At 67.1% G+C, this 12591-nt stretch carries 9 protein-coding genes and 1 riboswitch; of the genes, 3 read left to right on the forward strand and 6 right to left on the reverse strand.

The window, feature by feature from the left end; genetic code table 11:
- Positions 1-6: 6 nt before the first annotated feature.
- Positions 7-1524, reverse strand: a complete 1518-nt coding sequence (locus AC5P60_RS15780; protein ID WP_483693493.1) for an amidohydrolase family protein — start codon at positions 1522-1524, stop codon at positions 7-9.
- Between the two features lie 137 nt (positions 1525-1661).
- Between AC5P60_RS15780 and AC5P60_RS15785 the strand changes: the two genes are divergently transcribed.
- Positions 1662-2219, forward strand: a complete 558-nt coding sequence (locus AC5P60_RS15785) for a DUF3228 family protein (RefSeq protein WP_049433190.1) — start codon at positions 1662-1664, stop codon at positions 2217-2219.
- A 75-nt stretch (positions 2220-2294) separates the two neighbouring features.
- Here AC5P60_RS15785 and AC5P60_RS15790 read toward each other — a convergent pair whose 3' ends face one another.
- From AC5P60_RS15790 to ahcY, 3 genes are all read right to left on the reverse strand, one after another.
- On the reverse strand, positions 2295-2780 hold the full coding sequence (locus tag AC5P60_RS15790) for a hypothetical protein (RefSeq protein WP_353949677.1): 486 nt from the start codon (positions 2778-2780) through the stop codon (positions 2295-2297).
- A complete protein-coding gene (gene ybaK / locus AC5P60_RS15795) occupies positions 2780-3253 on the reverse strand; it encodes a Cys-tRNA(Pro) deacylase (RefSeq protein WP_049433188.1) in 474 nt (157 codons plus the stop codon). Before ybaK ends, AC5P60_RS15790 begins: the two co-directional genes overlap by 1 nt.
- 247 nt (positions 3254-3500) lie before the next feature.
- Positions 3501-4946 (reverse strand): adenosylhomocysteinase, encoded by a 1446-nt coding sequence (gene ahcY, locus AC5P60_RS15800; RefSeq protein ID WP_004154241.1) that lies wholly within the window; start codon positions 4944-4946, stop codon positions 3501-3503.
- A 36-nt stretch (positions 4947-4982) separates the two neighbouring features.
- Positions 4983-5066: riboswitch (S-adenosyl-L-homocysteine riboswitch) on the reverse strand.
- Positions 5067-5186: 120 nt separating this feature from the next.
- Between ahcY and AC5P60_RS15805 the strand changes: the two genes are divergently transcribed.
- Together AC5P60_RS15805 and ppc are read left to right on the forward strand one after the other, a co-directional pair.
- On the forward strand, positions 5187-7703 hold the full coding sequence (locus AC5P60_RS15805) for a S9 family peptidase (RefSeq protein WP_483693494.1): 2517 nt from the start codon (positions 5187-5189) through the stop codon (positions 7701-7703).
- Between the two features lie 172 nt (positions 7704-7875).
- Positions 7876-10587, forward strand: a complete 2712-nt coding sequence (gene ppc, locus AC5P60_RS15810) for a phosphoenolpyruvate carboxylase (protein WP_483693495.1) — start codon at positions 7876-7878, stop codon at positions 10585-10587.
- A gap of 87 nt (positions 10588-10674) precedes the next feature.
- On the opposite strand, the gene AC5P60_RS15815 is transcribed toward ppc, so the two are convergent.
- Together AC5P60_RS15815 and metK are read right to left on the reverse strand one after the other, a co-directional pair.
- The gene (locus AC5P60_RS15815; RefSeq protein WP_005412266.1) at positions 10675-11181 is read right to left on the reverse strand and encodes an acyl-CoA thioesterase; all 507 of its coding nucleotides are present in this window, start codon (positions 11179-11181) and stop codon (positions 10675-10677) included.
- Positions 11182-11341: 160 nt separating this feature from the next.
- Entirely contained in the window at positions 11342-12553 is a 1212-nt protein-coding gene (gene metK, locus AC5P60_RS15820) for a methionine adenosyltransferase (protein ID WP_005408103.1), read from the reverse strand.
- Positions 12554-12591 lie beyond the last annotated feature (38 nt).

Below are 12591 nucleotides of genomic sequence, written 5' to 3' on the forward strand. Positions count from 1 at the left end.
CTGCCGCTACAGCTCGGCACTGACCGGGCTGGTGATGAATCCCCACAGCAGGCGTGCCATCACTGCGGGCGAGCGTGCCTGCCTGCGCGCATAAGTCTGTAGCGCATCCAGCCGCGGGCGGTCATAGAGGTGGCCGGCCAGCAGCACGGCATGCACGCGGCGGGTATTGGCGATGTCGTGCAGCGGGTTGCCATCAAGCAGCACCAGGTCTGCGGCTTTGCCGACCTCGACGCTTCCATGCGATGCCTGCCGTTGCAGATGACGTGCGGCCTGCAGCGTAGCTGCGCGCAGCACGTCGGCCTGGCTCAGGCCGGCCTGTCGCAGCCACTGCAGTTCATCGTGGTAGCGGAAGCCGCCCAATCCGGTGTCGGTGCCGACCAGCACGGTGACGCCGGCACGATGGGCCGCACCGGTGAGAGCCAGGCCATGCTCGAAGTAGGTCTTCAGTGCGTCTTGGCCGCGTCGGCCGGGATAGCGCGCTGCGGTGGCCTGCAGGTCATCACGCCACGCCCAGCGTGAAAGCGGGTCCAGATAGGCCAGACGCGGATCGTCGACGAAGGCGGGGTCGCTTGCGCGTGCATCTTCTTCGCGGGTGACATGGGTCGGTACGAACGCGGCACCGCTGGCCTGCATCAAAGCGAACGCCTTGTTGCAGAGCGTGGGCTGATAGCTGGCAACCATGCGTTCGGCCAGTACGATCGGGTCTTCGCCGTCGAGCGCGCCACCGCGCCATGCCGCCGCGTTGTCGAAGCAGTGGCGCACGAACAGATGGGCGTGCTCGAAGCTGCGCTGGCCCGCCTGCACCGCGTCGTCCAGAGGCACCGCCTTGGGCAGGTGGCCGACCAACGGACGGCGCAGCTGCTGCGCCTCGGTGGCCAGCCGCTGATAGGTGTCCGCACGCAGCCGGTTGTAGACCTTCAACGCGTCGACCCCGCGCGCGCTGTACGTCCGTGCACGCGCAGCGGCGGCCTCCGGCGTGAGTGACGGATCTTCGAAGTAGAAACTGGCGATTTGTACGAAGCGCGGTGCAACCTGCTGCCCGGCAATGGCCTGTGCGGTCCAGCGGCGCTTGTCGGCCACGCAGGCGATCAGCGGATCGGTGGTCTGCGGGCAGTCCATCATGTCGCGGGTGCCGGTGATGCCGTTGGCCAGCATCAGCGGGAACTGCAGCTGCGGCGACAATTGCAGTGCATGGGTGTGCATGTCCCAGAAACCGGGCAGCAGCCAGCGGCCGCCGGCGTCGAGCACGGGAAGCCGCGCGTCCTGCGGATCTTCCCCAATGGCAGTGATGGTGCCGTGGCGCACTGTCACGGTGGTGGGTTCGCTGACCTGGCCGCGCGCCACGTCCACCACCCGCGCGTTGACGATCACGCGGCTGTTGCCCGGCTCGGGCAACGGCGGAGCCGACAGCGGCCAGAGCAGAGCGGCGGCGAATAGCAATGGCGGCGCCAGCAGGAGGATGACCAGTACAATCGGCCACTGCCGACGGTGGGCGGAACGGGGCAATGCGCATGCTGCATCCATGAGCCGGCGATCCTTGTAGTGGGTCGCCCGCAGGGTGCTGCAAGCGGGACGCTGGCGCCAGTGACCATCGGCATCCGGCCCTGTCTGCCTCCGGGGCGGTTACCCTGTGCAGCAGAACTCCTGATCACACCCGCGCCATGTCCATCGTCCTCACCGATTTCGCCCGTCCCCGCCTGTTCCCGCGCGTGCCGCGTGGCAACACCATCCAGGACTGCACTGCCGAGCAGTTCGAGGCACACCTCAATGCGCATGCGCCGCTGAAGGTGCTGGATGGCTACGCGCCGTTCTGCAAGCTGTTCGTCTACGAGAACTGGACCAGCACGCGCTGCCTGACCGTACCGATCACCGAGGCCAACCGCCACCTGCTGCGCAGTGGTTACGAAGCGCGCAACCGCGAGGAACTACCGGTGCTGGTGCGCTGGTTCGAGGGCGTGGAATCACCGCGTGCGAGCTACCTGGTGGTGATCCTGTACAGCGCCGGGCAGCTGGCCCGGGAAGGCTCGCCGATCGAGGCCGACTGGGGCATCGTCGGCTGCATCTACACCGCCGAACCGGAAGAGGTGCCGATGGCGCCGATCACGATGATGCGCAATGCGCTGGGCGTGGACGAGGGCGGATCCGGCGTGCCGCTGGACCGCGAAGCCTACCGGCGTTCCGTCGAGTTCTGGGAGAACAACGCGAACTGGCGGCCGTGAGCAACATTTGTCATCCACGCATCGCGTGAATGTGCGGACCGCAGTAGAGCCACGCCATGCGTGGCCGCTTGGCCTTCAGGCAGCTTTCCATTCCCACCACGGGTAATGGTACTCGCGGTCGATGGCCTGCCAATGCTGGCCGCATTGCGTGCAGGCAACGGTGTGGCAGTCGCCCCAGCAGCCCTCAGCCTCTTCCACCGAGAGCAGCTGCATCTGTCCTTGTTCAATCAGGCGACGGGGATCGAAGAACGGGTAGCCGGGGTTGAGCGCGCACAGGCAACCCTCGCGTGCACGCCAGTAACGCAGCCGACGCAGGGCGGCCTTCAGATACGCCTGGTTGCTGATCAGCATGCCGCCAAGCGCGATGCCCTGGCAGCGTTGTTCGATCAGATCCACATGTGCGCTCAACGCGTCCAACGATGAGGCACTGAACAGTCGTGCGACGACGCGGGCGGCATCGGTGATGCGCGTTGCGTCGCGCGACAGCAGGTCCTGCAACAGCACATCGGCCTGTGCATCGTCGAGACGGGGTATCCGCGCTGCAGACCACGGCCAGCGCATCAGCGTGACTTGCCGATGGCAGCGTAGTGGCCGGCGGTGAGGCGTAGCAGGTCAGCCGGCGCCAGTTCCACTTCCACGCCGCGGCGACCGGCGCTGACATGCAGCCTGGGCAGCGCTTCGGCGCTGGCGTCCAGGAAGGTGCGCAGGCGCTTCTTCTGCCCGAGCGGGCTGATGCCACCCACCAGGTAACCGGTTGCGCGCTGCGCGGCGTCAGCAGCAGCCATCTCGCACTTCTTGCAGCCGGCGGCTTCGGCCAGTGCCTTCAGGTCCAGCTGGCCGGCCACCGGCACGATTGCCACCAGCAGTTCGTGTGCCTCGGTGCTGGCCAGCAGGGTCTTGAACACCTGGGCCGGATCGAGGCCGAGCTTGTCGACAGCTTCGCCGCCATACGATTCGGCGTGGGCGTCATGCACGTAGCTGCGCACGGTGTGGGCGATCTTCTCGCGCTTGAGCAGGTTGATGGCCGGGGTCATGTAGGCATCGTAGCGCGCGCTGGGCGCGTTGCCTTGACCGAAGCTACTGCCGGAACATCCACGCATGGCGTGGATCTACCGTGGGGACTGGATCCGGGGTGTACGACCACACGCAAACGCAGAACGGACGCCCGAAGGCGCCCGTTCTGTCTGCATCTGTTGCCGGGGTCAGAGCCCTTTCCTGCGGAAAGGGATCTGACCCCGTTTACGCCGGTGGTGCCCGCCGCTGGCCGGCACCCCGCAGGCATCAGTAGCGGTAGTGGTCCGGCTTGAACGGGCCTTCCACCGGCACGCCGATGTAGTCGGCCTGTTCCTGGCTCAGGGTGGTCAGCTTCACGCCGATCTTCTCCAGGTGCAGACGCGCCACTTCTTCGTCCAGCTTCTTCGGCAGCAGGTAGACCTTCTTCTCGTAGCTGTCCTTGTTCGCCCACAGGTCGATCTGTGCCAGGGTCTGGTTGGCGAAGCTGTTGGACATCACGAAGCTCGGGTGGCCGGTGGCGCAGCCCAGGTTCACCAGGCGGCCTTCGGCCAGCAGGAAGATCGCGTTGCCGTTCGGGAAGATGTACTTGTCCACCTGCGGCTTGATGTTGACGTGCTTGATGCCGGCGAACGACACCAGCGCATCGACCTGGATCTCGTTGTCGAAGTGGCCGATGTTGCAGACGATGGCCTGGTCCTTCATCGCGCTCAGGTGCTCGATGCGGATGATGTCCTTGTTGCCGGTGGTGGTGACGTACAGGTCGGCACGGCCCAGGGTCGATTCGATGGTGTTGACTTCATAGCCTTCCATCGCCGCCTGCAGGGCGCAGATCGGGTCGATCTCGGTGACGATCACGCGCGCGCCGTAGGCACGCAGCGAGGCGGCGCAGCCCTTGCCGACGTCGCCGTAACCGCAGACCACGGCCACCTTGCCGGCCAGCATCACGTCCATCGCGCGCTTCAGGCCGTCGGCCAGCGACTCGCGGCAGCCGTACAGGTTGTCGAACTTGCTCTTGGTGACCGAGTCGTTGACGTTGATCGCCGGGATCAGCAGGGTGCCGGCCTGGGCCAGCTGGTACAGGCGGTGCACGCCGGTGGTGGTCTCTTCGGAGACGCCCTTCCAGTCCTTGACCACGCGGCCCCAGTAACCCGGGCGCTCCTTGGCGACGCGCTTGAGCAGGTTCTTGATGACCTGTTCTTCGTGCGAGGAGGAGGCGGTGTTGACCCAGTCGCTGCCGTTTTCCAGCTCGTAGCCCTTGTGGATCAGCAGGGTCACGTCACCGCCGTCGTCCACCACCAGCTCCGGGCCGGTCAGGGTGCCGTCGGCCAGGGTGAAGGTCAGCGCGTCCAGGGTGCAGTCCCAGTACTCTTCCAGGGTCTCGCCCTTCCAGGCAAACACCGGGGTGCCGGTGGCGGCAATGGCGGCGGCCGCGTGGTCCTGGGTCGAGAAGATGTTGCACGAGGCCCAGCGCACGTCGGCGCCGATGTCCTTCAGGGTCTCGATCAGCACCGCGGTCTGGATGGTCATGTGCAGCGAGCCGGTCACGCGCACGCCCTTCAGCGGCAGCTCGGCCTGGTACTTGCGGCGGATCGACATCAGGCCCGGCATTTCGTGCTCGGCGATGTCCAGTTCCTTGCGGCCCCAGTCGGCCAGCGTGATATCGCGGATCTTGTAGTCACCTTCGGTGGAGAAGGTCTTGGCAACAGCGTTCATTCGTGTGCTCCGGTTGTGGACGAGCGGATGCTCGCATCTAGCCGGGCGCCGTTGTTACAAAGCCACCTTACCGAGCCTGGCCGGGCCTCGTGGGATCCGGTCGCAGCGCCCCTCGGCAGGGGAGAACCCCCATTATATCGCGGCCCCGGCGTGACATCCGGATGACCCAACCATCGGCAGATGGGGCCGCGTGCACGGCCTGTTAAGGTCGGTGTTTTCACGCATCACACAGGTGGAACGATGAGCATGCACGCGCGCCGTACACGGCGCTGGACCGGCCTGGTCCTGTCGATGGGACTGCTGGCGGTGGCCCCGCTGGCCTGGGCCGCAGCGCCGCAGCCGGTGGCCGCACAGGCCCAGGGCGTCAACGGCTACGAACTGCCGTCGGCCGCGCTGCAGGCGGTGGTGGACGCGCCGCGTGCACCCTCGTTGTACCTGTCGCCGCGACGCGACGTGGCCGCGATGATGCAGATGCCGTCGCTGCCTTCGATCCAGGTGGTGGCGCAGCCGGAACTGAAGCTGGCCGGCCTGCGCATCAACCCGCGCACGTTCTCCGACAGCCGCTTCAGCTTCGGCGAGAAGCTGTGGCTGATGAACGTGGCCGACGGCAAGGAGCGGCAGATCAGCGGCCTGCCTGCCAAGCTGTCGATCGCCAGTGTGACGTGGTCGCCGGACCAGAAGTGGCTGGCCTTCAACCAGGTCGACGCCGGCAGTGGCGCCAATGAACTGTGGCTGGTGGACGTGGCCGGCGGCAGTGCCCGCCGCCTGGTTGCCGGCCTGAACACGGTGATCGGCAGCGGCTACCAGTGGCTGCCGGACAGCCGCGGCCTGGTGGTGTTCACCCGCCCGGCCAACCTCGGTGCGGCCCCGGCCGCCGACGGCATTCCGACCGGCCCGGCCGTGCAGCAGACCAGCCAGGGCGGCGGCGTGGTGTCGATCCGTACCTACCAGGACCTGCTGAAGAACGAGGCCGACGCGCGCCAGTTCGATTATTACGCGACCACCCAGCCGATGGAAGTCAGCCTGGATGGCAGTACCCGCGCGATCGGCGCGGCCGGCATCTTCATGGGCTTCTCGGTATCGCCCGATGGCCGCTTCGTGCTGCGCCAGCCGGTGCAGCGCCCGTATTCGTACGTGGTGCCGGTGGACAGCTTCCCGCGCCGCATTGAAGTGATCGACCGTGCCAGCGGCAAGCTGGTGCACACGGTGGCCGTGCGTCCGCTGGTGGAAGGTCTGCCGACCGGCAACGACGCCGAAGTGACCGGCGTGCGCGACATCCGCTGGCGTGGTGATGCCGACGCCACCCTGGTCTGGGCCGAAGCGCAGGACGGCGGCGACCCGAACAGGGACGCCAAGGTGCGCGATGCGGTGCTGATGCAGGCCGCGCCGTTCGACAAACCGCCGGTCACCCTGGCCCAGCTTGGCAGCCGCCTGGCCGGCATCAGCTGGGGACGCGGTGACCTGGCCCTGCTGACCGAATCGTGGTGGAAGACCCGCAGGACCAAGACCTGGTTGATCGCCCCGGACAACGCCGGTGCCGAGCCGCGCCTGCTGTGGGACCGCGATGCGCAGGACCGCTATGCCGATCCGGGCCGACCGCTGTTGTCCAGCGACGACCGCGGGCGCTCGCTGCTGCAGACCAGCGCCGATGGCAACAGCCTGTATCTGGCCGGTGCCGGTGCATCGCCGGAAGGCGATCGTCCGTTCGTGGACCGCTTCGACATCGCCACGGGCAAGGCAACCCGCCTGTTCCACTCGCAGGCGCCGAGCTATTCGCTGCCGGTGGCATTGCTGGATAACCAGGGCAGCTCGCTGCTGCTGAGCCGCGAGAGCCCGGACGAGCCGGCCAACTTCTACGTGCAGTCGGCGGCCGATGCCGGTGCTGCGCCGCGTGCGCTGACCCACTTCGCCCATCCGCTGCCGCAGCTGAAGGGCGTGCAGAAGGAGCAGATCCGCTACAAGCGCAAGGACGGCGTCGACCTGACCGCGACCCTGCTGCTGCCGCCGGGCTATGACCCGAAGCGCGACGGCCCGCGCCCGCTGCTGATGTGGGCCTACCCGGGTGAGTTCAAGAGCGCAGCCGCAGCCAGCCAGGTGACCGATTCGCCGTACCGCTTCAACGCGGTCAGCTACTGGGGCCCGCAGGCGTTCCTGGCCAAGGGCTATGTGGTGCTGGCCAGCCCGTCGATGCCGATCATCGGCGAGGGCGACAACGAGCCGAACGACACCTACATCGAACAGCTGGTGGCCAACGCGCAGGCAGCCGTGGATGAAGTGGTGCGCCGTGGCGTGACCGATCGCGATCACATCGCCATCGGCGGCCATTCCTACGGTGCGTTCATGACCGCCAACCTGCTGGCGCATACGCGCCTGTTCAAGGCGGGTATCGCGCGCAGCGGCGCCTACAACCGTACGCTCACGCCGTTCGGCTTCCAGGCCGAGGAGCGCAACTACTGGCAGGCGCAGGACGTCTACCAGAAGATGGCGCCGTTCAACTACGCCGACAGGATCAAGGATCCGATCCTCTTCATCCACGGCGTGGACGACAACAACTCCGGCACCTTCCCGATCCAGAGCGAGCGCATGTTTGCTGCGGTGAAGGGCCTGGGTGGCACCGCGCGGCTGGTGATGCTGCCGAACGAATCGCACGCCTACCGCGCACGCGAATCGATCATGACCATGCTGGCCGAGAGCGAGCGCTGGCTGGAGCAGACCATCGGCCCGGCCGAGCAGGGCAAGGCGAAGAAGAAGCGCTGACCGGGCCTGGTAGTGCCGGCCGCTGGCCGGCAACCTCATGGAGACATGCAACCTGAGGTTGCCGGCCAGCGGCCGGCACTACCAGATGAAACCAATTTTGCATCGCAGCACGACGCCCGATCTGGGATAGGCTTGGGGCCTGGATCCGTTGACCGAGGCCTGTGCGTCGCCGATGAACGAGTACCGCAGCAGCATCGAGTTTGCTTCTCCCGATCTTCCGCTTCGCGATGATGTGCGCCGGCTTGGCGCACTGGTCGGCGACCTGCTGGTCGAACAGGTGTCGGCCGCGTTTCTTGATGACGTCGAGGACGTGCGTACCCGCGCCATCGCCCGTCGCGAAAACCAGGCGCCGCTGTCGGAGCTGGCCGATGGCCTGGCCGGGCGCACGCCGCAGCAGGCCGAGACCATGGTGCGGGCCTTCAGCACCTACTTCCAGGTGGTCAACATCGCCGAGCGCGTGCATCGCATCCGCCGCCGCCGTGACTACCAGCGCGCCGGTACCGCGGGTGCGCAGCCGGATGGCCTGCAGGATGCACTGCAGCACTTGAGGGCGCAGGGCGTGGGCCTGGACGAACTGGCGCAGTGGCTGCCGCGCATCGACATCGAACCGGTGTTCACCGCGCATCCGACCGAAGCCCTGCGCCGCGCGCTGCTGGAGAAGGAGCAGCTGATGGTGGCCAGCCTGGTCGACAACCTCGACGGCCAGCGCACGCCGGGTGAGGCTGCCGCCGATGCCGCGCGCTTCCGCATGGCGCTCACCGCGTCGTGGCAGACCACCGATTCTTCACCGGTGCGGCCGACCGTCGATGACGAGCGCGAGCATGTGGGCTTCTATCTGGTGCAGGTGCTGTACCGGGTGATCCCGGTGCTGTACGAATCGCTGCAGCAGGCGCTGCGCGATACCTATGGCGAAGAATTGCCGCTGCCGCGGCTGCTGCGCTTTGGTACGTGGGTGGGCGGCGACATGGACGGCAATCCGAACGTGGATGCCCACACCATCCGCAATACGCTGGATGCGCAGCGGCAGGCGGTGCTCGGGCGCTACCAGAAGGAACTGCTGCAGCTGGCCAGCCTGCTCAGCCAGTCCACCGAGCGGGTAGGGGTGAGCGATGCGCTGCAGGCGCGCGTGGCGCAGTACCAGCAGCTGCTGCCGCAGGTGCAGTCGCGCCCGCGCCATGCCGACATGCCGTACCGCCTGCTCAATGACCGCATGCGCGCGCGCCTGCAGGCGACGCTGGACAATGGCGAGGGCGCCTACGCCGGCCCCGCCGAACTGATCGACGACCTGCAGCTGATCCTCGACAGCCTGCTTGCGAACCGTGGCGAGCACGCTGGTGGTTTTGCCGTGCAGCGTCTGCTGTGGCGGGTGAAGACCTTCGGCTTCCATCTGGCGCGGCTGGATGTGCGCCAGGAGTCGAGCGTGCATGCGCGCGCGCTGGCCGCCGTGCTGGGTGGCGAAGAGGCCTGGCAGGCGCTGGATGTGGCGGGCCGAGCGCGGCTGCTGAGCCCGCATGCCAGCGGTGAAACGGCATTGCCCAACGGCGACGACGAGGGCAACCAGCGGCTGGATGCGGTGTTCGCCGCGCTGGCCGATGCGCGTGCGCGGCATGGCAGCGATGCGCTGGGCAGCTACATCATCTCGATGGCGCACGACCGCAGCGACGTGCTCGCGGTGCTGGCGCTGGCACGCCGTGGCGGCCTGGTGGAAGAGAACGGATCAGTACCGCTGGATATCGCACCGCTGTTCGAGACGGTGGATGATCTCAAGCGCGGCACCGCGACCCTGCGTGACCTGCTGGCCGACCCGATCTATCGCGCGCACCTGCAAGCACGCGACGACGTGCAGATGGTGATGCTGGGCTACTCGGACAGCAGCAAGGACGGTGGGATCGCCGCCTCGCGCTGGGGCCTGCAGCGCGCGCAGGTGGAACTGCTGGAGGTGGCGGCCGAGGCGGGCATCCGGCTGACCTTCTTCCATGGCCGTGGCGGCTCGATCAGCCGTGGCGGTGGCAAGACCACGCACGCGGTGGATGCTTCACCACGCGGCAGCATCGATGGCCGCCTGCGAGTGACCGAGCAGGGCGAGGTGATCCATCGCAAGTACGGCATCCGCGCGCTGGCCCTGCGTTCGCTGGAACAGGCCACCGGTGCGGTGCTGCGCGCCAGCCTGCGCCCGCGTGCCGCCGAGCCGCGCGAGGATGAGTGGCGACCGGTGATGGATGCGGTGGCTGCGGCCAGCAGCGAGGTGTATCGCGGGTTCGTTGGCCAGGCCGGCTTCATGGATTACTTCCGTACCGCCACGCCGATCGATGTGATCGAACGGATGACCCTGGGCTCGCGTCCGTCGCGCCGGCTCGGCCAGGACGCAGCACTGGGCAACCTGCGTGCGATTCCCTGGGTGTTCGCCTGGAGCCAGGCCCGGGCGGTGATCCCCGGCTGGTACGGCGTGGGCAGCGGCCTGCAGGCGGCGGTGGATGCCGGCCATGAAGAGACGCTGCGCGATATGGCGCGAGACTGGCCGTTCTTCCGCACCTTCCTGGACGACATCGCGATGGTGCTGTCCAAGGGCGATATCATCATCGCCGAGCAGTTCTCGCTGTTGTCGGGCGGCCTGCACGACCGCTTCTTCCCGCAGGTGCAGCGCGAACTGGAACTCACCCGGCACTGGCTGCTGGCGTTGATGGACCAGCAGACGCTGCTGGACCACGATGCGCGACTGGCGCTGTCGATCCGCCTGCGCAATCCCTATGTCGATCCGATCAGCGTGCTGCAGGTGGACCTGCTGCAGCGCTGGCGGGCCAGCGGACGCGAGGATGACGATCTGCTGCGCGCGCTGGTGGCCTGCGTGAACGGTGTTTCGCAGGGCGTGCAGAACACCGGGTGAGGTGTAGCGGTAGTGCCGGCCGCTGGCCGGCAACCTCATGATGTCTGGCGGCACGCACGAGGTTGCCGGCCAGCGCCCGGCACTACCTCATTCCTCCGGCGACGGCGGGTTCGACGCCAGCAGTTCCAGATGGCGCTGTTCCATTTCCTGGCGCAGCTGGCGGCGGATCAGCGCGGCCGCCTGGCGGCGCTTTTCGTCCGAGGTGACCGGCTGCAAGGGTGGCACCGGCGTCGGCCGGCCTTCCTCATCCACCGCCACCATGGTGAAGAAGCAGCTGTTGGCGTGGCGCACGCTGCGCTTGAGGATGTCCTCGGCCACCACCTTGATGCCGATCTCCATCGACGAGGTGCCGGTGTAGTTCACCGAGGCCAGGAAGGTGACCAGTTCGCCCACCGCGATGGGCTGGCGGAACATCACCTGGTCCACCGACAGGGTGACCACGTAGCTGCCGGCATAGCGGCTGGCACAGGCGTAGGCCACCTGGTCGAGCAGGCGCAGGATCGCACCACCGTGGACCTTGCCGGAGAAATTGGCCATTTCCGGCGACATCAGCACGGTCATGGACAGCTGGTGGGTTTTCAGTTCGGTCGACATGCGGCGGATTGTATCGGCAACCGCGCGATTGTTTCCGGAGGCCATGAAAAAGCCGGCCAGCGGCCGGCTCTACCAGAAAGCAGAAGGGCCGCTTGCGCGGCCCTTCCTCAACGTCAGCCGACTAACAGTCGGCTCTACCGGTCGGCTCTACCCGCCGGCTTTACTTCAGCTTCGCATCGGCGCGCAGGGCGGCGGCGCGGTCGGTCTTCTCCCAGGAGAAGGCCGTGGCGTTGACGGTCTCGCCTTCGCCGTTGAGGTAGCTGAACTCCTTCGGCTTGCGGCCGAAGTGGCCGTAGGCCGCGGTCTGCTGGTACATCGGGTGGATCAGGTCCAGCATCTTGATGATGCCGTACGGGCGCAGGTCGAAGTGCTTGCGGATCAGCTTCTCGATCTTGTCGTCGCTGATCTTGCCGGTGCCGAAGGTGGTGACCGAGATCGAGGTCGGCTCAGCCACGCCGATGGCGTAGGAGACCTGCACTTCGCAACGGTCGGCCAGGCCGGCGGCAACCACGTTCTTGGCGACGTAGCGGGCCGCGTAGGCCGCCGAACGATCGACCTTGGACGGGTCCTTGCCGGAGAAGGCGCCACCACCGTGACGGGCCCAGCCGCCGTAGGTGTCGACGATGATCTTGCGGCCGGTCAGGCCGCAGTCGCCCACCGGGCCGCCGATCTCGAACTTGCCGGTCGGGTTGATGTGGAACTTGGTGCCCTTGTGCAGCCACTTGGCCGGCAGCACCGGCTTGATGATCTCTTCGCGGACGGCCTCGATGAGGTCCTTCTGCTTGATGCCCGGGGCATGCTGGGTCGACAGCACCACGGCGTCGATGGCCGAGACCACGCCGTTCTCATAGCGCAGGGTGACCTGGCTCTTGGCGTCCGGACGCAGCCACGACAGCGGCGAGTTCTTCTTCTTGCGGATCTTGGCCTGCTGCTCGACCAGGCGGTGCGACAGGTGGATCGCGGCCGGCATGTAGCTGTCGGTCTCGTTGGTGGCGTAGCCGAACATCAGGCCCTGGTCGCCCGCGCCCATTTCTTCCGGCTTCTTGCGGTCCACGCCCTGGGCGATGTGCGGCGACTGCTTGCCGATCAGGTTCAGCACGCCGCAGGTGGCGCCGTCGAAGCCGACGTCGGAGCTGTCGTAGCCGATGTCCGTGATGACCTTACGGGTCAGGGCTTCCAGGTCGATCCAGGCGCTGGTGGTGATTTCACCGGCCACGATGGCAACGCCGGTCTTGACCATGGTCTCGCAGGCCACGCGGGCGCGCTGGTCCTGGGTCAGGATCGCGTCCAGCACCGCATCGGAGATCTGGTCGGCAACCTTGTCCGGATGGCCTTCGGAGACCGACTCGGAGGTGAAGAGATAGCTGGACATCAGGCGTAATATCCCTTGATTCGGATGGAAAGATGGGC

This window comes from Stenotrophomonas sp. YJH_SMC_120 (assembly GCF_059368675.1).